This window comes from Pseudomonas sp. GW822-FHT04H02 (assembly GCF_058800645.1).
The window spans coordinates 98,089-120,351 of sequence record NZ_JBXAMM010000003.1; the positions used below are offsets into that span (position 1 = coordinate 98,089).

Sequence of the window (22,263 nt, forward strand, 5' to 3'; positions counted from 1 at the left end):
AAAGAGAATCACCTGAATTGACCCTGCGGGGCCAATCAGTGACTGTGCATGTCAGGCACTGACGCCTCATACAAGGAAGTGCACCGTCATGAAAGACAAGGAGTTTTATCCGCAAGCGCGATCACCGCTCAAGCATCTGCAGGGCCAGCCCTGGGTGACCGCCCGCTCCCCCCGGGAGCTCGACCTGCCTCTCTCCTCGCAGCCGCTGCCGAGTCATTGTCGGCACCTGTCGTGGCTCAAGCGCCTGGCCAGGGCGGTACTGGCCGCTGCACTGCTGGCGGGCCTGGTGACCTGGGGTTTGCACAGCCGCTTCGGCCTGTTGCTGCTGTTGCTGCTGCGCTAAACCGCTCGGCGCGGGCCGGTGGCAGCCGGGCCCGCGCTGCCGGGGTCAATCCAGCACTTCACTCAGGGGAATGAAGTTGACCCGATCGCCCTGCACCAGGGTCCGCCCTTCAAGCACCTCCACCAGCCCTTCGGCCCAGGCCGCACTGCGCAACACGCCCGAGCTCTGGTTGCGGTAGATAGTCGCCTGCCCGTTCTCCAGGCGCCCCCGCAGGTATTCGCGGCGATTGCCGGGCTGGGGCCAGGCAAAACCCGCCGGTACCTGGAAGCTCAGGGGCTGCACCTGCTGCACGCCCTGGCGACGCAACAGGTAAGGGCGCGCCAGCAGGGCGAAGGTCACCAGGGTCGATGCCGGATTGCCGGGCAGGCCGATCACCGGCACACCGCGAAAATGGCCGAAGGTCAACGGCTTGCCGGGCTTGATCGCCAGCTTCCACAGGGCCAACTCGCCCTCTTCGCGCAGGGCGATGCCCAGGAAGTCCGCCTCTCCCACCGAGACACCACCGGTGGACAGGATCAGGTCGACCTCCCCCAGTTCCGCCAGGCGCTGGCGGGTCGCGGCCAGATCGTCAGGGAGGATTCCCGCATCCAGCACCTCACAGCCCAGGCGCTGCAACCAACTGCACAGCACCACCCGGTTACTGTTGTAGATCTGGCCCGGCCCCAGGGGCTGGCCAGGTTCCACCAATTCGTCACCGGTGGACAGCACCGCCACCCGGACCCGGCGCACCACTTCAAGCTCGGCGCAGCCCAGGGAGGCAGCCAGGCCTTGCTCGATCGGCCCCAGGCGAGTGCCAGCCGCGAGCACCTGCTCGCCCACCGTAGTTTCCTGGCCCTGAGGGCGAATGTTCTGCCCCAGTTGCAGAGGTTCGCTAAACAGCACGCGCTGATCGTCCTGGACCTGGGCGTTTTCCTGCATCTCGACGCAGTCCGCCCCGGCCGGCACCGGCGCACCGGTGAAAATCCGCGCGCAGGTCCCGGGCTGCAGTGGCTCAGGCGCCTGACCGGCAAAGATCCGCTGACTGACCGGCAGGGGTTCCCCCCGCCAGTCCTCCAGGCGCAGGGCGTAACCGTCCATGGCGCTGTTGGGCCAGGGCGGCAGGTCCAGGCTGGAGATCAGCGCCTCGGCCAGCACCCGGCCCTGAGTCGCCGCCAACGGCAAGCGCTCACGCTCGAGGATGGGGGCCGAACCGGCCATCGCCAACAGGCGCTCCAATGCCTCTTCCACCGGCATCAGGGCGCCCTGCTTGCCCGGCTTACCCGCGGGATTCACAGGGTGCCGCCTGTTTCAGGTGAGGAACGAAATTGCACGGCCGGTGCCGCGAATCCAGCTGTTCGGCGAGGATGCCGTCCCAGCCGGTGCGCACCGCATTGGTGGAACCCGGCAGGCAGCACACCAGGGTCCCATTGGCCAGCCCTGCCAGTGCCCGGGACTGCACAGTGGAGGTGCCGATATCGGCGACCGATATCTGCCGGAACAGTTCGCCAAAGCCGTCGACCTGCTTGTCCAGCAGGCAGGCCACGGCTTCCGGGGTGCTGTCACGGCCAGTGAAGCCGGTACCACCGGTGATCAGCACCACCTGCACCACGTCGTCGGCAATCCAGGTCGCGACCTGGGCGCGGATCTTGTACAGATCGTCCTTGAGCAGCACCCGTGCCGCCAGACGATGGCCGGCGGCGCCCAGGCGCTCGACAAAGACCTGCCCGGAGGTGTCGGTTTCCAGGGTGCGGGTATCACTGACAGTCAGTACCGCAATGTTCAGCGGCGCAAAAGGTACATCAGCCTTGGCTTTCATAGGCTCGATCCAAAGGTAGGAGAAACAGCCCGTTGTTATATCACAGCGCTCCGGCCTGCCGCCGCTGTGGCCTCGGCAATAGCCCCCAGTGGGTGGACGCTGTTGCGAACTCGGCTAATCTGCCGCGGCGAACGCCTGCGATCTGCCCGGCAACGTGGCAGAATGTCCCTGGCCAAGGAACTTGCAGACGTTGTATACGTCTGAAGACCAGCACTCAAAAGTACTCATTTCGGAGACACACAATGACTCAACGGACCCTCGCCACTCTCATGCTCGCACTGGGCCTGGCCACTCTCGCCGGTTGCGCCTCGCCGACAGTGATCACCTTGAATGACGGTCGCGAAATCCAGGCCGTCGATACCCCTAAATACGACAAGGATTCCGGTTTCTACGAGTTTGAACAGCTGGACGGCAAGCAGACTCGCATCAACAAGGATCAGGTCCGTACCGTCAAAGAGCTGTAAGCCTGACGGTTGTCGACCTGAAAACAATAAAACCCGCCTGGTGCGGGTTTTATTGTTTCTGCGCCTGGGGTATTCACCACTGCAGGCTGATGCGGCTCTCGAACTCGCGTTCCTGCCCGCTCAACGGGTCGATGAAACGCAGCCCCTGGGCCAGCAGCTTCAGCGGCCGGGCATAGTCGTCCTCGATGTCCTTGAGCACCTCGGGATAAAAGGGATCGTTGCAGATCGCCGCTCCCAGGGCATTCATATGCACCCGCAGTTGGTGCTTCTTGCCCGTTACCGGGTACAGGGCGTAACGCCACAACTCGCCGTGTTTCTCCCTGACCTCGATGGCTGTTTCGGTATTGCTTGGCCCCTGCGCTTCCTGCATGCGGAAGAAGGGCTCACCGTCCACCAGCCGGCTCTTGTGCAGCAGCGGAAAGTTCAACTGCGGCAAGGCAGCGGCAATCGCCTCGTAGCGTTTTTCTATCTTGCGGGTGGGAAACAGCGCCTGATAGGCCGAGCGACTGTCTGGGTTCGCGGAGAACAGCACCAGCCCCGCCGTATGCCGGTCGATACGATGCAGGGGCACCAGGTGCGGGTTGCCCAGGCGCCGGATCAAGCGCCGCAGCAACGTCTGCTCGACGTACTCTCCTGCCGGGGTCACCGGCAGAAAGTGCGGCTTGTCCGCCACCACCAGATGCTCATCGGCGTAGAGGATGGTTTCCTCGACCGGAATCACCTTTTCATCCGGCACCTCGCGAAAGTAGTGAATCCTCAAGCCTTCGCGATAGGCCAGCTCCAGACTGATGGGCTGGCCCTGCCCGTCCAGCACCCGGCCACGGGCGATACGGTCCAGCCACTGCTCGCGGCTGATGGCCTTGAAGTGATCACACAGGCAATCCAGCACCGTCGCCCAGGAGCCCGGGGGCAGGTACAGGGTACTGGCCTGATGCTGTGCAGCGGAAAAAGGTGCGGATGACATACAAAAAGCTCGAAGGATCAATGCAGGGCGGCATTATCCAACAGCCGCCACAAGGAACCTAGGAACAGTTTCCGAGGTTTCAGGCGCAGGACTGCTTGGCCTGGGCCGCGGCCTCGGTGAACTCCTTGAGCCAGCGCAATACATCCACCGCCTCCCAGCGGCCCGGATCGTAGAGGGCGTACAACAGCCCCTGGTAACCCACCACGTCCAGTTGCCGGTGGTAGCCCGCACGCTGGAACAAGGCTTCGATCTCGGCAAAGCAGGTGTTGAAGTGCAGCTTGTTGAAGGGCGTCTTGCCTTCGGTGACCAACCCGTCCAGGCGCAGCTCAAGCACCGCTTCACGCACCACATCGGTGGGCATGCTGTTCACGCTGTTTTTCAGTTGTTCGACATTGACCATCATCTATTCCTTTAACGGTTTGAAGCGTCCACCACACTCATCAGGGCTGCTTGCGCCCCACATAACTGACCACCCACAACACCACGCCCCAGATCTCGATCGAGCCCAGGTCATCCAGAACGATGGAGGGGATTGAAGGGCGCGCCGCCTTGAGCAGCAAGCCGCCACGAGGATCGGGCGCCAGCAGGCGCAGCGAGTATTCGCTGGCGCCCTGGGCCCGAACCACCAGGTACTGGTCGACCGCCGGAGTGGCCGAGCGGTCGACGATCAACCGGTCACCGGGGTAGATGCCGAACCCCAGCAGGTTGTCATCGTCCACCAGCAGGCCATGGATCTGCGGCGCGCCCAGGCCCAGGGTCCGGTCGAGGGAAAAACCGCTGCCGCTGGGGCCATCGGCCAACGCGGCAGGCTCGCTGTCACCCAGCGGCGCAAAGCGGGCTGGCATCGGTTGCGAGCGTTCGGTACCGGTCAGGAAAGTGAGAGACATGGCGAGACTCCTCGATAGCTGTATATGCATACAGTAAACCAATCGAGAGCTCTCGCCAATGAATTCGCACGATGAGCGACGGGCGGAAACCCTGCCCGCCCCCCCTGGTGCATCAGCGCAGGAAGGCCACCACTTGCTCGGCGTCGAAGGGCCAGCCCAGCTCGGCGCCGGTATCCACCCGGCGCAGTACCGGGATGCGCAGGCCGTAGCTGTCGAACAGTTGCTGGCTGTCGGCGATATCCACCAGTTCGACCATCAGGCCGTGTTCCACCAGGGGCATCAGCTCGGCCTCGGCCAGTTCGCACAGGTGGCATCCAAGGGTGCCGAACAATTGGCATTCAGGGGGCATGACTGGGCAACCAAAAAAGAACAGGTGCCTATTCTAGGCCCGAGAGAAAAAGCCGTCGACCAAGCGCCCTCAGAGAATGAAACGGACCCGGCGACTGGCCATGATCAACAGCGGCGCAACGCCAAAGGCCAGCAGCAGGACCAGCCCGGCCATGCCGTTGCCATAGGCCATGCCCAGGGACAAGGCGCCGAAGATGAACCAGGGATGCACGTAATACACCGCCGAAGACAGCTTGGCCGCGAAGTTGCTCCGGGAGGCCCGGAAGTACACCTGGGGCAACAGGAACAGGGCCGGGGCAATAACCAGCAACGAGGCGAGGAAGTCGAAATTCTGCTCTACATCGGCGCGCAGGGCGAAGTTCAGCGCCGCCTCGGCCAGGATCAGCCCCAACCCCAGCACTAGCCAGCAGCACACCCCGCGCCGGCTGAGCCGCTCTGCCAAGCGATGCCGGGCACAAAGAAAGCCGATGGCCATGAACGGGAAGCCCATGAACAGGAAATTGCGCGCGGTGTAGTCGTTCTGATTGAAGTGCTGGAGAAAGCCGTTGGGCAGTTCGTAGTAGACCCGCGCGTACTGCAGGCCCAGACCGATGAGGAACGCCGTCAGGGCCAGGCCGATCAGCGCACTTGAACGCCAGCGACGCAGCACCAGCAGCATCGCTGCGCCGCCGAGCATGCCCACCAGGTACCAGAGGTGGAAATAGCCGATCAGCAGCTTCTTCACGACCCCCAGCACCCCGCCCAGGCTGGCGATCGTGCTCGGGTCGATGTACTGCGGGCTGTAGACCAGCATCCAGAACAGGTAGAGCAGAAGGCCGCGCTTGAACCACTGGGCGAAGGAGTGGCCGCTCTCCAGGGTCTGGAAGAGGTAGTAGCCGTTGATGATGAAGAACGTCGGCACCGCCACCCGGAACAGGCCGTTGCACAGCAAGTAGCCGACCCAGGTGTAATTGCCCCCCAGCAGCTTGCAGTGCAGCGCCACCACCATCACCGCCAGCAGGACTTTCAGCGCGTCGAGGTTTGCGTTGAGCACTTTCGGCATCGATGGCTACCCGAGTAAGCAGGAAGGACCGGACGACTACACCGGATCGTAGTGTTTGCGACGGGGGGCGGTACTGAACCGGCGCTTGCAGTAGGCCGTGGCACGATCGAGGATCGGCTTTTCATAAAAGTGATAGCCAACCCAGCCATAGCAGACCACCGCCGTCATCATCAGCACGATGAAGGCCAGGTTATCCACATAGCTCTCGGGCCAGGCGCCGATCACCTGCCAGGCCCGGCCGACGACCCCCAGCACCAGTAAGTGGGATAGATAGATGGTGTAGGACATATCACCGGTGGCTGTAAGAAACCCTGGCATACGGATCAGTTGCCGCCGCTCCAGCAAGGCCAGGGACAGGGTCAGGGTACCGAAGGTCAGGCCCACCGCGAGCATCCTCGGCAAGCCCTCGGTGAAGAACAGCTGGTAGGCGTAGATCAGCGGAAACCCCACCAGCAGAGCCGCCGCCAGCGCGACCCAGACCAGCGCCGTCGGCACCCTGGCGCTATGGGGTCCGTAGAAGAACAGCGCCAGGGCACTGCCGGCAATGAACTCCAGGGCGTAGGGATGGAGGATGATCTTCAGCGCCGGGGAATAGTCCTGCCAGTTCTGCAGCAGGTTGAACAGCACCAGCGCCACCGCCCACAGCAGCAGGATCAGCGGCAGGCGCTTTTCCTTGAAGAACAGGAACAGGGTGAACATCAGGTAGAACCACAGCTCGAACAGCAGCGACCAGGCCACCATCACCAGCAGCACCCGGTCATTGGGCAGCAGCAGGAAGGACATCCACAGGTTGGAGCCGCCGTGGGAGCTGTTCACCAGCGCCGGCTGCCACAGATACACCCCCAGGGTGATGAAGAAATACAGCCAGTAGGTGGGGTAAATCCGGGACAGGCGGTTGAACAGGAAGCGCTGGGTCTCGACGGTTTTCTGAAAGCGCCCACGACTGACGATGACCATCACGAAGCCGCTGATGACAAAGAACAGGTCGACCCCGAGCTGGAAGAAATTCAGCATGACCGGCAGCAGGATGTCACCGCCCGAATACTTGATTTCCACCGACATCATGTGGAACAGCACCACGCCCAACACCGCGGCGCCCCGCAACCCTTGCAGTGAATACAGACGCTCCATACACCTCTCCGACACCTCACTGGCAGGGTCCTGTGGATAACCCCGTCACCCGGGCACCGCCTTTATCGACAATTTCTGAGCATAGCGAAGGCTCATGAATATGAGACATTCTCGACAAACAATGACCTGAATCAGCGTCACTCTCTGCGGCCCGGGTAATCCTCGCGCCTTTTTTTGCCTCTAGGCTTTGCCTTGCCCGCCCCCTGTCCGGAGATGCCCGTTGTTTGCCAATCTGCTGATCATTCTTGCCTCCTCGCTGGTGGTGATTGCGTTGTTCCGGCGCCTGAGCCTGCCCCCGGTGCTGGGCTATCTGTCGGTGGGCCTGATGGTCGGCCCCACCGCACTGGACTGGGTCAACGACAGTGAGGACCTGCCCGACCTGGCGGAACTGGGGGTGGTATTCCTGCTGTTCTCCCTGGGCCTGGAGTTCTCCTTGTCGAAGATGCTTGCCCTGCGCCGCGTGGTGTTTGGCCTGGGCAGCCTGCAAGTGCTGTGCACCGGCTTGATCCTCGGGGTCCTCCTGGCCCTGTTCGGCATGCCCCTGACCGCAGCGCTGATGCTCGGTACCGGGCTGGCCCTGTCCTCCACCGCCATCGTCAGCAAGGAACTGACCAGCCTTGGCGAGATCTTCAGCAGCCACGGGCAGAACGCCATTGGCGTGCTGCTGTTCCAGGACGTGGTGGCGGTGCTGTTGCTGACCCTGGTGCCGGTCTTCGCCGGCAGCAGCGAGCACGCCTGGTACTGGGCCCTGCCGGCGACCCTGGGCAAGACCGTGGTGCTGTTCGTCGGCCTGCTGCTGGCCAGCCGCTGGCTGTTGCCGCGGCTGTTCCATGAAGTGGCCGCTTCGCACTCCGCCGAACTCTTTGTGCTGCTGGCCCTGGTGATCGTCCTGCTCACCGCCTGGCTCACCCACCTGCTGGGCCTGTCACCGGCCCTGGGGGCCTTCCTCGCCGGCATGCTGCTGGGGGAAAGCCATTACCGGCATCAGATCGAGGCCGACATCCGCCCGTTCCGCGACATTCTGCTGGGGCTGTTCTTCGTCAGCATCGGCATGCTCATCGACCTGCAACTGTTCATCGACCATGCCCTGCTGATCACCGGCCTGACCCTGGCCCTGCTGCTGATCAAGGGTTCGGTGGTGGCGACCCTGCTCAAGCTGCGCGGCAGCGATGGCGAAACCGCCTGGCGCAGCGGCCTGGCCCTGGCCCAGGGCGGTGAATTCTGCTTCGCCCTGATGGCGCAGATGCAGCTCAGCCAGATGATCCCGCCCGACATCAGCAGCCTGCTGCTGGCCGCCACGTTCTGCTCGATGCTGGTAACCCCGCTGTTGCTGCGAGCGGCGCCGGTCATCACCGCCCGCCTGCACCGCAAGCCCAACCAGGCCGCGCAACTGGAGGAAATCAGCGCGCAGAACGCCGAGCTGCAAGGCCATGTACTGATTTGCGGGTATGGCCGGGTCGGCCAGTCCATTGGCCGCTTCCTGCGCCACGAGCAACTGCGCTACATCGCCCTGGACGACGATCCGGTGCGGGTCCAGGAAGCGTCTGCGGGAGAAAGCTGCGTGCACTACGGCGACTGCCGGCGCGGCGACCTCCTGGCCGCAGTCGGCCTGGAACGGGCGCGGCTGCTGGTGATCGCAGTGGACAAGAGCGATATCGCGCTGACGGTGCTCAAGGCGGCGCGCCGCCTGGACCGCACGGTGCCGATCCTGGTGCGCACCCGCGATGACAGCCAGTTGGCGGAACTCAAGGCCGCCGGCGCCAACGAAGTGGTGCCCGAACTGCTGGAGTCGAGCCTGATGCTCGCCTCCCATGCCCTGATCATGCTCGGCCTGCCGGAGCAGCGAGTGCAGCGCACCGTGGATGAAGTGCGCCACAGCCGCTACCAACTGTTGCACGGCTTCTATCACGGCACCCAGAACAGCGCCCAGGACAACCGCGAACCGCCGGCGGTGCAGATGCACGCCGTCAGCCTCGACGCCGATGCCTACGCCTGCAACCGGCCATTGCAGGAGTTGGGCCTGGAGGCACTGGGCGTGGATATACGCGGGGTGCAACGCAATGGCAACGACCTGCCGCTGAACCCCAGCCCGCGCCTGCAAGCCGGCGACCGGGTGCTGGTGTCCGGCCCGCAGGCGGCCATCGAGGCTTGCGAAGCACGCCTGCAAGCCGGTTGAAGCCACCCAGACCAAACCCCGGGCGGCGAGCGCCCAGGGTCATCAATAGCAGGGGCGTCGTCTCAGTCCTGGCTCACCGCGCCGATCTTGTGCAGCGACAGGTCGGCGCCGTAGTACTCCTGTTCCTGGGTCAGGCGCAGCCCGCAGACCGCCTTGATCACCCCATACACGGCCAGGCCGCCCAGCAGCGCCACCGCCACCCCGAGGCCGGTGCCGATCAACTGGCTGACCAGGCTGACCCCACCCAGGCCGCCCAGGGCACTCTGGCCAAAGATCCCGCAGGCAATGCCGCCCCATACACCGCACAGGCCATGCAACGGCCAGACCCCGAGCACGTCGTCGATCTTCCATTGACTCTGCGCGGCGATGAAGCACCAGACGAACAGCGCTCCGGCAATGGCGCCGGTGATCAAGGCGCCCACCGGGTGCATCAGGTCCGAGCCGGCGCAGATCGCCACCAGCCCGGCCAGCGGGCCGTTATGCAGGAAGCCGGGGTCGTTGCGGCCGACGATCAGCGCCGCCACCGTACCGCCCACCATGGCCATCAGCGAGTTCACCGCCACCAGCCCGCTGACGCCCTGCAAGGTCTGGGCGCTCATGACGTTGAAGCCGAACCAGCCGACAATCAGGATCCACGACCCCAGGGCCAGGAACGGAATGCTCGACGGCGCGAACGCCACCAGCTTGCCGTCGCGGTAGCGGCCATTGCGCGGCCCCAGCAACAGCACCGCGGCCAGGGCCAGCCAGCCTCCCATGGCGTGCACCACCACCGAGCCGGCAAAGTCATGGAAGCCGGCACCAAAGCGCTGCTGCAACCAGGCCTGCACCCCGAAGTTGCCGTTCCACACCAGCCCTTCGAAAAACGGGTAGACAAAGGCCACGATCAGCACCGTGGCGCACAATTGCGGCACAAAACGCGCGCGCTCGGCGATGCCACCGGAGATAATCGCCGGGATCGCCGCGGCGAAGGTCAGCAGGAAGAAGAACTTCACCAGGCCGTAGCCGTGATCGGCACTGATCACCGCCGCCGGTTGCAGGAAGCTCACGCCGTAGGAGATCCAATAGCCTATAAAGAAATAGGCCAGGGTCGAGACGGCGAAGTCACTGAGGATCTTCGACAGCGCATTGACCTGGTTCTTCTGCCGGACGGTGCCGACTTCGAGGAAGGCAAAGCCGGCGTGCATGGCCAGGACCATGACCGCCCCGATCAGGATGAACAGGGTGTTGGAACCGTGGACCAGGGTGTCCACAGCGCTTTGCAGATTTTCCATGGAGTAGGCAGATCCGAAATCGGCCAGCCGTTCCCTGGCAGGGCGCCCCGCTCCTTGCACCAAGTTGGCTCCCGGGCGCGCCATTGCACGCATTCGGTGAACCGTTTTGGCGCGCCGGGGGCGGCACGACAAACCACGGGGTGAGGACTGACCTGAGGTTATGGTTTTCTTGGCCAGGGTTTACGCGGGCTACAGCGCGACCCTCGCTCGTTTTCGGCGCAGGCCCGGGGCCTGGCGCACCAGGACAAAGCAAAAGCTGTACCAGACAATTGCAGTGAACCTTCGCCCAGGGCTCACACTCATAGCTCACACAAGCAACTAACGGAGATGGAACCATGGCCAGCAAAACGGCAAAGACGGCTCAAGAAGTACTGATGGCGGATTTTCAGGCACTGGTCAGTGACACGGAGCGTCTGCTGGAACACACCGCGACCCTGGCCGGCGACCAGGCCGACGAGTTGCGCGAGCAGATCCACGACAGCCTGCTCAAGGCCCGGGAGACCCTGCAACTGACCGAAGACTCCCTGCGCCAGCGGGGCCAGGCAGCGGTCACCGCCGCCGAGGACTATGTGCAGAGCAACCCTTGGCAATCGGTGGGCATCGCTGCCGGCGTGGGCTTCCTGATCGGCCTCCTGGCGACGCGGCGCTGATATGGCTATCGGCGAATCCACTTCGTCCGGCAGCGGCCCGAGCGCGTCTTCGCGGCGCCTGGGGGCGGCAGTCCTGGGGCTGCTGCACAGCCATGTCGAGCTGTTCGGCATCGAGTTGCAGGAGCAGAAAGCACGCACCGTGAGCCTGCTGCTGTTCGCCGGGCTGGCCCTGGTGTTCGCCCTGCTGTTGCTGGTGGGGCTGTCGGCACTGGTGCTGATCCTGTTGTGGGACAGCTATCGCCTGGCTGGAATCATCGGCCTGTGCGTGTTTTATACCCTGGCGGCGATCTTCTGCGGATTGCGCCTCAAGGCAGCGATCTTCGATGAATCCTCACCTTTCCACGCCACCCTCGAAGAGTTGGCCAATGATCGGGAGCGTCTCCTGCCATGAAACTGCCTGAAGTCCCGCAGAACACTTCACGCCGGGAAATGCGCAAGGTACTGATCCGCCTGCGCATGGAAATGCACCGCCAGGAAATCCGCCACGAGTCCCAGCAACTGCTGCAACCCCTGCAACGGGTCCGCGGCCTGGGGCAGAGCTGGCAGGAAGGCTTGGGCATCAAGCACGCCCCGCTCTGGGGCGTGGCAGTGGTGACGCTACTGGGCTTCATCACCGGCAAGGGTGCCAAGAGCGGCGGTGCCGGCGGCCTCACACGCCTGGTTCGCCTGGGCACCACGCTGGTGCCGCTGATCAAGCTGGTGATGCAAGGCTCCTCGCGCAAATCCTGAGCGGCGCTATCTGGCTGCATTCTTGCTAAGCAACCCGGATCGGCCCCTTTACCCAGGGGCCGGTTCGTGGCCGCCTCCCCGTCAGCCACGGCCCTACTCCACCCAGACTCTTGTAAGGAGGCCCTGTGATCGACGGGCAACCGCTCGCCTGCTTCCAGCCCTTCATCGACACCGCCACCGGGCGTATCGCCGGGGTCGAAGCCCTGGGCCGCCTGCGCCAGGACAATGGCCCACTGGCGTCCGTGGGGCCGCTGTTCGCCGATCCTCGAACCCCCTCCAGCGCCCTGCGCCGCCTTGACCGGCTGATCCGCGACGACGCCCTGCGGCGCCTGCACGAGGCACCCGCGGACTGGTTCCTGAGCCTGAACATTTCCCCCCGATGGATCAGCCGCCTGCGCCCCGGGCAGCCCTTGCCCAGCCTCAAGCAATTGCAGCAGAACCGCGTAGACCCGCGGCGCATCGTGTTCGAGATCACTGAACTGGGGGGCAACAGCCAACGCCTCAGCGAAGTGGTGGCGCGCTACCGCCAGGCCGGGGCACGGATCGCCATCGACGACTTCGGCGCCGGCTACTCGCAACTGGACCGGGTGCTGGCCCTGCAACCGGACATCCTCAAGCTCGACATGCGCCTGTTCCAGGCCGCGGCCCGGGGTGGCCCCAGCAGCGACGTGGTCAAGGCCCTGGCGCAGATGGCGGAGAAGACCGGCTGCTGGATCATCGCCGAAGGTGTGGAAACCGAAGCCGAACTGGATTTCGCCCTGGAGTGCGGCTCGCGCTATGTACAGGGCTTCCTGTTTGCCCAGGCCGAGCAACAGTTTTACCCCAGCGATGCCTTCGTCCAGCCCTTCGCCCGCCTGCGCGAGCGCTACGTGCGGCACAAGCTGGCCGAACGCAACCGGCTGATGCGCATGCGCCTGCAACTGGCCGAGCTGATGAACCTGCTGCAGGCCTGGGCCCAGGCCCAGGCGCCCATCAGCCAACTGCCCCGGGTCGAGGCCTTTCCCTGGCTACTGCGTTTCTATCAGTGCGACCGCCATGGCACCCAACTGACCCCGAACCTGGAATGGCGCCACAACAGCTGGCAGGCCGACAGCAGCTACGTTGGCCACAACTGGTCCTGGCGCCCGTACTTCTATCACCTGCTGGCCGAAGGCTGGGAGGAGCGACGCCTGACCCTGTCCAACACCTACCGCGACGCCACCAGCAACCAGTATTGCCTGACCGCCGGGCAGTTTTTCGACAACGGCCAGCGCCTGCTGCTGATCGACATCGACGCGGCCGGCCTGTAACCCCGTCCCGTTTGCCGGCGAACGCAGCGCCACGATGGATGCACGAACTGCGGGCCCTTTCGCCGGCAAGCCGGCTCCTACAGGTGGGCCGCAGGCCAGGTCATTTCCGTGCAGGAGCTGGCTTGCCAGCGAAGGCGTCGACACAAGCGCAGACCATGCGCCTCTTGCGGCCACGCCCGAGAAACCGGAAGCTCTGCCCTTCAGTTTTTTTCGGAGAGACCCGCCTTGGATTGGCAGACCCTGCTCAACCGCGAACGCCTCGGAAAGCCAGTGCACAGCCCGGAAGAACTCGGCCGTAGCCCTTTCCACAAAGACCACGACCGCATCATCTTCTCCGGTGCCTTCCGCCGCCTGGGGCGCAAGACCCAGGTGCACCCGGTGTCCAGCAACGACCATATCCACACCCGCCTGACCCACTCCCTGGAAGTCAGCTGTGTCGGTCGTTCCCTGGGCATGCGCGTCGGCGAGACCCTGCGCAGCGCCCTGCCCAACTGGTGTGAACCCAGCGACCTGGGGATGGTGGTGCAATCGGCCTGCCTGGCCCACGACATCGGCAACCCGCCCTTCGGCCACTCCGGGGAAGACGCCATCCGCCACTGGTTCCAGCAAGCCGCCGGGCGGGGCTGGCTGGATGCGATGAGCGAGGCCGAACGCCAGGACTTCCTCAACTTCGAAGGCAACGCCCAGGGCTTCCGGGTGCTCACCCAGCTCGAATACCACCAGTTCGATGGCGGCACCCGGCTCACCTACGCCACCCTCGGCACCTACCTCAAGTACCCCTGGACCGCGCGCCATGCCGACTCCCTGGGCTACAAGAAGCACAAGTTCGGCTGCTACCAGAGCGAGCTGCCGCTGCTGGAACAGATCGCCCACAAGCTGGGCCTGCCCCAGCTGGAAGACCAGCGCTGGGCCCGGCACCCGCTGGTGTACCTGATGGAAGCGGCGGACGACATCTGCTATGCCCTGATCGACCTTGAGGACGGCCTGGAGATGGACCTGCTGGAGTACGCCGAAGTCGAGGCGCTGCTACTCGGCCTGGTGGGCGACGACCTGCCGGAAACCTATCGCCAGCTGGGCCCCAGCGATTCGCGCCGGCGACGCCTGGCGATCCTGCGGGGCAAGGCCATCGAGCACCTGACCAACGCCGCCGCCAGGGCCTTTGTCGAACAGCAGGACGCCCTGCTGGCCGGCACCCTGCACGGCGACCTGGTGGAGCACATGCATGGTCCGGCCAAGCGTTGCGTACTCAATGCCAAGGATGTGGCGCGACGCAAGATCTTCCAGGACAAGCGCAAGACCCTGCACGAGATCGGCGCCTACACCACCCTGGAGATCCTGCTGAACTCCTTCTGCGGCGCGGCACTGGAACAGCACGGCGGCAAGACCCCCTCGTTCAAGAACCGGCGGATCCTCGATCTGCTGGGCAATAACGCGCCGGACCCGAACTGGCCGTTGCATACCTCGTTCCTGCGCATGATCGATTTCATCGCCGGCATGACCGACAGCTATGCCAGTGAGATGGCCCGGGAAATGACCGGGCGCTCCAGCCCGCAATAACCGTCATTCATCAAGTGCCCGGCCACTGTGCCAGGCACTTGATATGACCTGCGACATCCAATCTGCAACTAAGGGAATCCCCTAGCCAGAGTATCGCTATATAGTTTTCTATACGTCGATAATTTCACCGGCGACACCACCAGAAACTATGGGTGCAGTGCAGAATTCTTACCACCAAGACATCTAAGGAGATCCCCTAGCAACAACAGCCCGATTAGACAAGAACATCAATAGAGCAACTACTCAAACAGAAAGAGCAAGTAGCCGAAGACACTTGGCGCTCGCAAGTTGATATACGAACTGACGATTACAGAATTAAACATCCAGTTAGCCATTCAACCAAACATCCTACGTTTGAATAATTCACCCGAGCGCCACACCCCTTGCCAATCAGGGCTGACAAGCAAATTTCGTTAGCCTTCTATGTATTTACAATTTACGTACAAATAGCCTTTTGGGTTTCGGATAGTCTCGATTTCACAGGCTATTCCCCCCCGCTGACCCCCCCCGGAAAAATTAATTTTGCACTGCGCTGTAACGTTTCCACTGCAACTCACTCAACCCTTTTGTCATACCTGAATTTGCACTAACCCATCCGGCACTTACTCAGGAACTGTCACTTCCGAGCACTTGAGCACTGAACCTCAGATATAGATATCGAAGGTATTTAGCGTTCACAGGGCAGAACTAAAAGCGACGCCACTAGTTGAGCCTCATACCCGGCTTTCCGAGTGTCTGTCACTTCGTCTTATTACAGTAAGGATGCCAAGTGCCCTATTCATTACGCACTGACCGCTCCCTTCTCCCCCACACCAGCACTTGGTGCCTGGGACTGCTGCTGGGCCTGACGTACCTGACGCCGGCCCTGGCCGATAACCTGCAACCGGGCCAGGAAGCCCTGCGCCTGCAGCAACAACAGCAACGGGACCTGCAACAACTGCAACTGGAACAGCGCCAGCGGCAGATGCAGCGCGGCAGTTTCAGCAGCACCCCGGCGGCCCCCAGCCAACCTGCGCAGACTGCCAGCGACGAGCGCTGCTGGCCCCTGAGCGGCACCCGCATCGGCGGCGTCAGCCTGTTCGACAAGGCCCGGCTCAATGACTACATCAAGCCGTATGTCGCGCCGTGCATGGGGGCCAACCAGATCAACCAGCTGCTGGCGGCCATCACTCGCCTCTATGTAGAGGCCGGCTACATCGCCAGCCGCCCTTACCTGGCCAGCACTCCGGCGGCCGGGCACAGCCTGGATATCCTGGTAGAGGAAGGCTACGTCGAAGCCATCGAACTGGCCGACCAGAGCCTGCCGGTGTCCCTGCGCGGTGCTTTCCCGGGCATGCTCGGCAAGCCCCTGTACCTGCGGGACCTGGAGCAGGGCCTGGATCAACTGAACCGCCTGCGCTCCCTGGACCTGACCGCCGACATCGCCCCCGGCAGCCAGCCCGGGGCCTCGCGGATCATCCTGCGCTCGCGCAGCAGCGCCGCACGCTGGGGCCTGGGCCTGGGGGTGGACAACCTGGGCAGCGCCGGCACCGGGCGTGACCGGCAGTCGATCAACCTCAACCTCGACAGCCCGTTGCAGATCAACGATGCGCTGAACCTGAACTACAGCGACACCCTCAACCACGGCCCGCGCTACAGCCGCAGCAGCAGCCTGTTCTACTCGGTGCCCTACGGCTACTGGACCTACAGCCTGTTCGCCAGCCATGCCGAATACCGCGCGCCGCTCAAGCTGCCCCGCACCACCTTGTACAACAGCGGGCGTACCGACATGGTCAGCGGCCGCGCCGACCGGGTGCTGTGGCGCGACCAGAGCCACCAGCTCAGCGCCAACCTGCAACTGGCCTACAAGGACGTGGACAGCTACCTGCAGAAGGCCCACCTGCAGATCCAGAGCCCGACCCTGACCGTGGCCGAAGCCGGGCTCAACCTGTTCTGGCTCGACAGCGCAGTGTGGAACCTGGATGTCAATTACGCCCAGGGCCTGACCTGGTTCGGCGCCGACCGCGACTCGCAGCAGGTACAGCGCAACCTGCCCCAGGCGCAGTTCCGCAAGTACCGCGCCGGCCTCAGCCAGTGGCGCAACGGCCAGCTGGGCACCCAGCGCTGGCAGTGGCAGAGCCAGCTCTCGGCGCAGTACAGCCCGGACCCGCTGCCGGCCATCGAACAACTGCTGGGCACCGACGATTCGGCGGTGCGCGGCTATCGCATCAACAGTGCTTCCGGCGCCATTGGCGCGGTATGGCGCAACACCCTGCGCCTGCCGCTCGACAACGACCTGCCGGTCAAGATCACCCCGCGCCTGGGCCTGGACAACGGCTGGATCAAGGCCGAGCACGGCGCCCGGAGCCGGCAGCTGAGCGGTGCCAGCTTGGGGCTCAACCTGAGCTGGAAAAAACTCCAGGTCGACCTGGACTACCAACGCAGCCTCAACACCCCAGAAGGTTTCCGAACGGAGCCGGAAGTCTGGCTGGCCAGGTTCAGCCTGCAGATTTGACCCGACCGCCGATTAGCCTGAATCAACCGACGAACCTGAGCATCACGCGCCGTTGCCCCCTTAGAAAGCAACGCCCGGCTCACCCCACTCAGAACGAGGTTCTCATGCCTGACAACACTCACAGGTTCCACCTTTCGCCCCAGGGCACATTGCGCTGGACCATCGCCGGCCTGCTGCTGGTCTCCCATCTGCCCCTGGCCCTGGCCGGCGGGATCACCGTGGCCGAGGGGCCCGGCGGCATCCCCCAGCTGCAAAACCAGGGTGGCGTACCCATCGTCAACATCGTCGCGCCCAATGCCGGCGGCCTGTCCCACAACCAGTTCCTGGACTACAACGTCGGGCAACAGGGCGTGGTACTGAACAACGCCTTGCAGGCCGGGCAGTCGCAACTGGCCGGGCAATTGGCGGCCAACCAGCAGTTCCACGGCCAGGCGGCCAGCGTGATCCTCAACGAAGTGATCAGCCGCAATGCCTCGCAACTCAATGGTGCCCAGGAGATCTTCGGCCGCGCCGCCGACTTCGTGCTGGCCAACCCCAATGGCATCTCGGTCAATGGCGGCAGCTTCATCAACACCCCCAATGCCAGCCTGGTGGTGGGCCGCCCGGAACTCCAGGACGGCAAGCTGCAAGGGCTCAACACCCAGGATGCCCACGGCCAGTTGGCTATCCAGGGCGGTGGCCTGCGCAACGCCGAGGGTTCGATCAATCTGATCGCCCCGCGCATCGACAGCCAGGGCGCCCTCAAGGCCCGGGACCAGTTGAATGTCACCGTCGGTCGCAACCAGCTGGACTACCCCAGCGGCCAGGTGCGTAACGTCGACCCGGCAAGCCGCACCCAGGAGCAGCGCATCGACGCCAGCCTGTTCGGTGCCATGCAGGCCGGGCGGATCAATATCGTCAGCACCGCCGAAGGTGCCGGGGTGCGTGTCGGCGCCGTCCAGGTGGACGGCCGCGACGGGGTCAAGCTGAGTTCCGCCGGTGACCTGGACATCCGTGGCCAGGCCGTGGACAACAGCCTCGACGCGATCCGTGCCGGGGTCAGCAGCCAGGGCGACATCGAGCTGCACGGGGCCAAGGACCTGACCCTGGCCGCCACCGATGTCAGTGGCCGCAACGTCAAGCTCGACGCCGGGCGCAACCTGACCCTGAGCAGCATCGAAAGCCGCAAGCTCCAGGAAAAACGCCAGCAATGGGAAAACAGCACCATCGGCATCACCTGGGAAACCTACGACAGTACCCACACCGACAGCGACAGCCGCCAGCACGGTAACAAGGTCGTCGCCCGGCAGGATGCCGAGCTGAATTCCGGCGCCACCACCCAGATCCAGGGCAGCAGCGTCGAGGCCGGCAATCGCCTGAGCGCCCAAAGCGGCGGCGACCTGCGCCTGACCGCTGCCACCGAGACCCACACCCAGCGTGACCAGGGCCAGCATCGCAAGCACCTGTGGAAGGAAAACTGGGACAACGCCAGCAGCGAGCAGCGCACCGTCACCAGCCAGCTCAAGAGCGGCAAGCAGCTGGAACTGACCAGCCAGCAGACACTGCAACTGCAGGGCGCCGAGCTGCACAGCCAGGGCGACATCCTGCTGAGCGCCAAGGACGTCGACATCACCAGCGCCAGCCGCCAGCAGAGCCAGAGCAACCAGCGCTACTCCGGCGACCTGGTGGGCGGTGGCTTCTTCGGCAAGAACGCCGACGGCGACCAGGGCAAGACCCAGAACCAGGGCAGCAAGGTCAACGCCGACGGCAAGCTGATCGTGCGCGCCGACAGCGTACGCATCAGCGGCAGCCAGGCCCGCGGCGGCACCGAGGCCAGCGTCATCAGTGACAAGGGCGCGCTGACCATCGACGGCGTGCGGGACACGTCCCACAGCAATAACCACAGCAAGGACAGCAAGTTCTTCGGCATTGCCAAGGACGAGAGCCGCCAGCAGAACAAGGGCAGCACCACGGTCGGCAGCCAGTTGCGCTCGGACAGCAACCTCAAGTTGCAGAGCGCCGAGGACCTGACCGTCAGCGGCTCCCAGGTCGCCGCAGCAGGGGCACTGGACGCCAGCGCCAAGGGCACGATCAAGGTCGCGGCCGCCGAAGACACCCAGCACGACAGCAGCAGCACCCAGAAGCGCGGCTTCGACGCCTACGCCAAGGAAAATGCACCGGGCACCGGCCAATACCGGGCCGGGGTGCGCTACCAGGATCAGCAGCGCAACGACAGCAGCGACAGCACCCGGCAACAGGCCTCCAGCCTCACCGGCGGCACCCTGGCGGTCACTGCCGGCGAAGATCTCAAGGTGCAAGGCAGCGACCTTGCGGCCACGGCCGGCGATGCCAGCCTGAGCGGCAAGCATGTGCAGTTGCTGGCCGCGGACAACACAACCGAGAAGCACAGCGACAGCACCACCACCGGCGGCGGCTTCTATTACACCGGCGGCCTGGACCGGGCCGGCAACGGCGTGGAAGTGGCGCACAACAGCAGCCAGGACAGCAGCAGCAAGAGCACCGCGCAAACCAGCAACATCGGCGCCAGCGGCAACCTGACCATCAACGCCGGCAACCGCCTGACCACCGAAGGGGCCCAGGTCAAGGCTGGCGGTACCTTGCAGGTCAACGCCGGCGAGGTGGTGAACAAGGCCGCCCGCAACAGCGAAACCAGCCACCACCAGGACAACAACTGGGCAGTGGATGTCGGCGCCAACGTTGAATACAAGGGCGTCACCCGGCCGATCGAGAAGGCCATCCAGGGCGTGGCCCAACGCAAGTTCCATCAACCGGGAGTACTCGATGCCCTGGAACAGCCCAACGTCGGGCTGGACGTGGACGTCAGCCACCAGAACCGCCAGCTGGACAGCAGCAGCGGCACCGCGGTGGTCAGCCAGTTGAGCGGTGGCCAGGTCGAGGTCAAGGTCAAAGGCCAACTGCAGGACCAGGGCACCCAGTACCGTGCCACTGATGGCGCGATGAAAATCAGCGCCGACAGCCTGCTGGCCAGCGCCGCCAGCAACAGCACCAGCAGCAGCGAACAGGCCCTGGATGCCAAGGCCGGCGTGCGGGTCTACACCAATACCGGCGAGGACCTGAACATCCGCGGCAGCGGCGCCGGTGGCAGCAGTACCGTCACCAGCAGCAAGGACCAGGCCCAGGTCGGCAGCTACAACGCCAGCCAGGGCGTGGACATCCAGCTGGCCGGCGACGGGCGCTTCGAAGGCAGCCAGTTCAATGGCGGCCAGGGTGGCGTGACGCTCAAGAGCGGCGGTGAACTGGCGCTGAACCAGGCCAATGACCGCCAGAGCAGCAGCAACTCCAGCCTGCGTGGCGACGCCTCGCTGACCCTGGGCACCACCCCGGGCAGCAACGGCAGCAACCTCAACCTGGGTGCCGGTGTCCAGCTGGACCACAAGAGCCTGGAGCAGCAGGACAGCCAGGCGCGGGTTGCCAGCATCCAGGGCCAGGGCCCGGTGCAGCTCGACAGCGGCGCCAACCTGACGCTGCAAGGCACGCAGATCGGCAACGCGGCACGGCCTACCGGCGATATCCGCCTGGGCGCTGGCGGCAAGCTGGACCTGCAAGCCGCCGTGGACACCCACACCAGCCAGGGCAGCAACCTGGGTGGCGGGCTCACCGCCGGTGCCAGTAAAACCAGCAGCGAGCAAAGCAGCGGCAAGAGCGCCAACCTCAGCGCCAACTTCAACATTGGCCGGGTCTCTGAAAACGACCAGAGCCAGCGCGGCGCGCAACTCTACAGCCAGGGCCAGGTCCTGCTGGGCAGCGCCGCCACCGGCGACGACGCGATTCACTTGCAGGGCACCCGGATCGATGCCGGCAAGGTCGTCCTGGATGCGGCCCAGGGCGGCATCTTCCAGGAGTCGGCGCACTCTACCCAGGCCCATGACAACTGGGGCCTGACCCTGGGCGCCGGTGGCAGCATGGGCAAGACCACCCTGGCCGATGCCAGCGAGCACGACTCGCCGAAAATCGACCGCGGGATCAACGCCCGGGCCAAGATCGACGTCGACCAGCGCCAGAGCACCACCCAGCACAACAGCCTGATCAAGGCCGACCAGGTGGTCCTCAACAGCGCCGGCAACGTGCATCTGGCCGGGGCCAACATCGACGCGCAACGGGTCGACGGAGCCATCGGTGGCCGCCTCGACATCGAAAGCCGCCAGGACCGCCTGCGCAGCACCCAGGTCAATATCGACGCCAAGCTGGAGGTGGCGAAGAACCAGCCCGGGCTGGTGGACAAGCTGGCCAAGCCGGCCGGCCCGCTCAAGGACGACCTGAAGGCCAAGGCCGAGAAAGGCTTCGACAAGCACCGCGAAAAACTGGAGAACGCCGTGGACAAGGGCGTCGACAAACTCGGCTCGGCCAAGGACAGCGTGGTCGCCCAGGCCAGCAACGCCAAGGAGCGCCTGGGCGAGAAGCTCAGCCGCAGCGGCAGCTACGACGTCAACCCCGAGCCCCGTGGCGCCTTTGGCAACGGTGTGGACAAGGCCAAGAGCTACCTGGCCGACAAGGCCGACGCCGTGGGCAATGGCTTCTCCAGCCTCAAGGAACGTTTCTGGCCGAAAACCAGCGACAGCTACTCGGTCAGCGAGAAGAATACCACCGGCAGCAAGGTGGCCAACACCGCTGAAGGCGTACTGTTCGGCGACAAGAGCGGCAACACCTCCTACACCCCGACCTTGAACCTGGGCTTCAGCCATGCTGGCAAGGACAGTGTGGAGCAGGCCTCGGGCATCCGTGGTCAGCAAGGGGTGAACCTGCGGGTCAGCGGCGAAACCACGCTCACCGGTGCACGCATCGGTGCCAGCGAGGGTCGGGTCGACCTGGGGGGCTCCAAGGTCACCAGCAACGCCCTGGCCGGCTCGGACTACCGCGTCGACACCGGGCTCAACCTGTCCAAGTCACCGGTCAACCTGGCCCTGGGCGCCGGTAGCGAGCTGACCCGCAAACAGGACGAGGCCACCAGCAAGGACCAGGTGTTCAACCTCGGCCCGCTGCGTGTCGGCGGCCACAGCAACAGCCAGCTGCTGCAAGCCGGTATCGATCAGAAAACGCCATGAGGTCATGGCCGCCCTCCTTCCTGGGAGGGCGGCCTGGGTGCCCCACCCTGTTGAACTTCC

Annotated in this window: 19 protein-coding genes; 10 read left to right on the plus strand and 9 right to left on the minus strand. The window is 64.5% G+C overall.

The features are described 5' to 3' along the window. Window positions 1-88: 88 nt before the first annotated feature. Window positions 89-343, plus strand: a complete 255-nt coding sequence (locus tag AC1RMG_RS12655) for a hypothetical protein (protein ID WP_493169361.1) — start codon at window positions 89-91, stop codon at window positions 341-343. Between the two features lie 45 nt (window positions 344-388). On the opposite strand, the gene AC1RMG_RS12660 is transcribed toward AC1RMG_RS12655, so the two are convergent. Together AC1RMG_RS12660 and moaB are read right to left on the minus strand one after the other, a co-directional pair. After that, window positions 389-1,576, minus strand: coding sequence for a molybdopterin molybdotransferase MoeA (locus AC1RMG_RS12660; protein WP_493169703.1), 1,188 nt, complete (start codon window positions 1,574-1,576; stop codon window positions 389-391). 22 nt (window positions 1,577-1,598) lie between these two features. Next, a complete protein-coding gene (gene moaB, locus AC1RMG_RS12665; RefSeq protein ID WP_015636514.1) occupies window positions 1,599-2,138 on the minus strand; it encodes a molybdenum cofactor biosynthesis protein B in 540 nt (179 codons plus the stop codon). 242 nt (window positions 2,139-2,380) lie between these two features. Here moaB and AC1RMG_RS12670 point away from each other — a divergent pair, with 242 nt between their 5' ends. Further along, a complete protein-coding gene (locus AC1RMG_RS12670; RefSeq protein ID WP_015636515.1) occupies window positions 2,381-2,602 on the plus strand; it encodes a YgdI/YgdR family lipoprotein in 222 nt (73 codons plus the stop codon). Between the two features lie 73 nt (window positions 2,603-2,675). On the opposite strand, the gene AC1RMG_RS12675 is transcribed toward AC1RMG_RS12670, so the two are convergent. The 6 genes from AC1RMG_RS12675 to AC1RMG_RS12700 all read right to left on the minus strand — a co-directional run bounded on the left by AC1RMG_RS12675 (window position 2,676) and on the right by AC1RMG_RS12700 (window position 6,974). After that, window positions 2,676-3,566, minus strand: a complete 891-nt coding sequence (locus AC1RMG_RS12675; RefSeq protein ID WP_041119365.1) for a pseudouridine synthase — start codon at window positions 3,564-3,566, stop codon at window positions 2,676-2,678. A 79-nt stretch (window positions 3,567-3,645) separates the two neighbouring features. Then, window positions 3,646-3,966, minus strand: coding sequence for a hypothetical protein (locus AC1RMG_RS12680; protein ID WP_011062499.1), 321 nt, complete (start codon window positions 3,964-3,966; stop codon window positions 3,646-3,648). Window positions 3,967-4,006: 40 nt separating this feature from the next. Further along, window positions 4,007-4,453 (minus strand): S24 family peptidase, encoded by a 447-nt coding sequence (locus tag AC1RMG_RS12685; RefSeq protein WP_011062500.1) that lies wholly within the window; start codon window positions 4,451-4,453, stop codon window positions 4,007-4,009. A 112-nt stretch (window positions 4,454-4,565) separates the two neighbouring features. Next, window positions 4,566-4,802 carry a glutaredoxin family protein gene (locus tag AC1RMG_RS12690; RefSeq protein WP_011062501.1) on the minus strand — a complete coding sequence of 79 codons (237 nt, stop codon included), beginning with the start codon at window positions 4,800-4,802 and terminating at the stop codon, window positions 4,566-4,568. A 69-nt stretch (window positions 4,803-4,871) separates the two neighbouring features. Continuing rightward, the gene (locus tag AC1RMG_RS12695) at window positions 4,872-5,843 is read right to left on the minus strand and encodes an acyltransferase family protein (protein WP_053153057.1); all 972 of its coding nucleotides are present in this window, start codon (window positions 5,841-5,843) and stop codon (window positions 4,872-4,874) included. Window positions 5,844-5,879: 36 nt separating this feature from the next. Then, complete coding sequence (locus AC1RMG_RS12700; RefSeq protein WP_015636519.1) at window positions 5,880-6,974, minus strand: acyltransferase family protein; 1,095 nt, start codon at window positions 6,972-6,974, stop codon at window positions 5,880-5,882. Window positions 6,975-7,194: 220 nt separating this feature from the next. On the opposite strand from AC1RMG_RS12700, the gene AC1RMG_RS12705 reads away from it, so the two are divergent. After that, window positions 7,195-9,150 (plus strand): monovalent cation:proton antiporter-2 (CPA2) family protein, encoded by a 1,956-nt coding sequence (locus AC1RMG_RS12705; protein ID WP_493169364.1) that lies wholly within the window; start codon window positions 7,195-7,197, stop codon window positions 9,148-9,150. 62 nt (window positions 9,151-9,212) lie between these two features. Here the strand turns inward: AC1RMG_RS12705 and AC1RMG_RS12710 are convergent, their stop codons facing one another. After that, on the minus strand, window positions 9,213-10,421 hold the full coding sequence (locus AC1RMG_RS12710; protein ID WP_011062505.1) for an ammonium transporter: 1,209 nt from the start codon (window positions 10,419-10,421) through the stop codon (window positions 9,213-9,215). 335 nt (window positions 10,422-10,756) lie between these two features. Here AC1RMG_RS12710 and AC1RMG_RS12715 point away from each other — a divergent pair, with 335 nt between their 5' ends. From AC1RMG_RS12715 to AC1RMG_RS12745, 7 genes are all read left to right on the plus strand, one after another. After that, complete coding sequence (locus tag AC1RMG_RS12715; protein ID WP_011062506.1) at window positions 10,757-11,071, plus strand: ElaB/YgaM/YqjD family protein; 315 nt, start codon at window positions 10,757-10,759, stop codon at window positions 11,069-11,071. Between the two features lies 1 nt (window position 11,072). Next, window positions 11,073-11,462, plus strand: a complete 390-nt coding sequence (locus AC1RMG_RS12720) for a phage holin family protein (protein WP_011062507.1) — start codon at window positions 11,073-11,075, stop codon at window positions 11,460-11,462. Beyond that, window positions 11,459-11,800 (plus strand): hypothetical protein, encoded by a 342-nt coding sequence (locus AC1RMG_RS12725; RefSeq protein ID WP_011062508.1) that lies wholly within the window; start codon window positions 11,459-11,461, stop codon window positions 11,798-11,800. Before AC1RMG_RS12720 ends, AC1RMG_RS12725 begins: the two co-directional genes overlap by 4 nt. 125 nt (window positions 11,801-11,925) lie before the next feature. Further along, window positions 11,926-13,089: an EAL domain-containing protein gene (locus AC1RMG_RS12730; protein ID WP_493169366.1), complete on the plus strand. Its 1,164-nt coding sequence runs from the start codon at window positions 11,926-11,928 to the stop codon at window positions 13,087-13,089. Between the two features lie 225 nt (window positions 13,090-13,314). After that, entirely contained in the window at window positions 13,315-14,646 is a 1,332-nt protein-coding gene (locus AC1RMG_RS12735) for a deoxyguanosinetriphosphate triphosphohydrolase (RefSeq protein WP_103406973.1), read from the plus strand. Between the two features lie 769 nt (window positions 14,647-15,415). Beyond that, the gene (locus AC1RMG_RS12740; RefSeq protein WP_011062511.1) at window positions 15,416-17,140 is read left to right on the plus strand and encodes a ShlB/FhaC/HecB family hemolysin secretion/activation protein; all 1,725 of its coding nucleotides are present in this window, start codon (window positions 15,416-15,418) and stop codon (window positions 17,138-17,140) included. A 104-nt stretch (window positions 17,141-17,244) separates the two neighbouring features. After that, entirely contained in the window at window positions 17,245-22,203 is a 4,959-nt protein-coding gene (locus tag AC1RMG_RS12745; RefSeq protein ID WP_493169369.1) for a hemagglutinin repeat-containing protein, read from the plus strand. The last annotated feature ends 60 nt before the right edge of the window (window positions 22,204-22,263 follow it).

What these genes read in the sequence shown, in the direction of transcription:
- AC1RMG_RS12745 (WP_493169369.1), top strand. Translation starts at nt 17,245, where the DNA reads ATGCCTGACAACACTCACAGGTTCCACCTTTCGCCCCAGGGCACATTG.
- AC1RMG_RS12670 (WP_015636515.1), top strand. Translation starts at nt 2,381, where the DNA reads ATGACTCAACGGACCCTCGCCACTCTCATGCTCGCACTGGGCCTGGCC.
- moaB (WP_015636514.1), bottom strand. Translation starts at nt 2,138, where the DNA reads ATGAAAGCCAAGGCTGATGTACCTTTTGCGCCGCTGAACATTGCGGTA.
- AC1RMG_RS12725 (WP_011062508.1), top strand. Translation starts at nt 11,459, where the DNA reads ATGAAACTGCCTGAAGTCCCGCAGAACACTTCACGCCGGGAAATGCGC.
- AC1RMG_RS12685 (WP_011062500.1), bottom strand. Translation starts at nt 4,453, where the DNA reads ATGTCTCTCACTTTCCTGACCGGTACCGAACGCTCGCAACCGATGCCA.
- AC1RMG_RS12695 (WP_053153057.1), bottom strand. Translation starts at nt 5,843, where the DNA reads ATGCCGAAAGTGCTCAACGCAAACCTCGACGCGCTGAAAGTCCTGCTG.
- AC1RMG_RS12675 (WP_041119365.1), bottom strand. Translation starts at nt 3,566, where the DNA reads ATGTCATCCGCACCTTTTTCCGCTGCACAGCATCAGGCCAGTACCCTG.
- AC1RMG_RS12700 (WP_015636519.1), bottom strand. Translation starts at nt 6,974, where the DNA reads ATGGAGCGTCTGTATTCACTGCAAGGGTTGCGGGGCGCCGCGGTGTTG.
- AC1RMG_RS12655 (WP_493169361.1), top strand. Translation starts at nt 89, where the DNA reads ATGAAAGACAAGGAGTTTTATCCGCAAGCGCGATCACCGCTCAAGCAT.
- AC1RMG_RS12680 (WP_011062499.1), bottom strand. Translation starts at nt 3,966, where the DNA reads ATGGTCAATGTCGAACAACTGAAAAACAGCGTGAACAGCATGCCCACC.
- AC1RMG_RS12720 (WP_011062507.1), top strand. Translation starts at nt 11,073, where the DNA reads ATGGCTATCGGCGAATCCACTTCGTCCGGCAGCGGCCCGAGCGCGTCT.
- AC1RMG_RS12710 (WP_011062505.1), bottom strand. Translation starts at nt 10,421, where the DNA reads ATGGAAAATCTGCAAAGCGCTGTGGACACCCTGGTCCACGGTTCCAAC.
- AC1RMG_RS12660 (WP_493169703.1), bottom strand. Translation starts at nt 1,576, where the DNA reads ATGCCGGTGGAAGAGGCATTGGAGCGCCTGTTGGCGATGGCCGGTTCG.
- AC1RMG_RS12715 (WP_011062506.1), top strand. Translation starts at nt 10,757, where the DNA reads ATGGCCAGCAAAACGGCAAAGACGGCTCAAGAAGTACTGATGGCGGAT.
- AC1RMG_RS12690 (WP_011062501.1), bottom strand. Translation starts at nt 4,802, where the DNA reads ATGCCCCCTGAATGCCAATTGTTCGGCACCCTTGGATGCCACCTGTGC.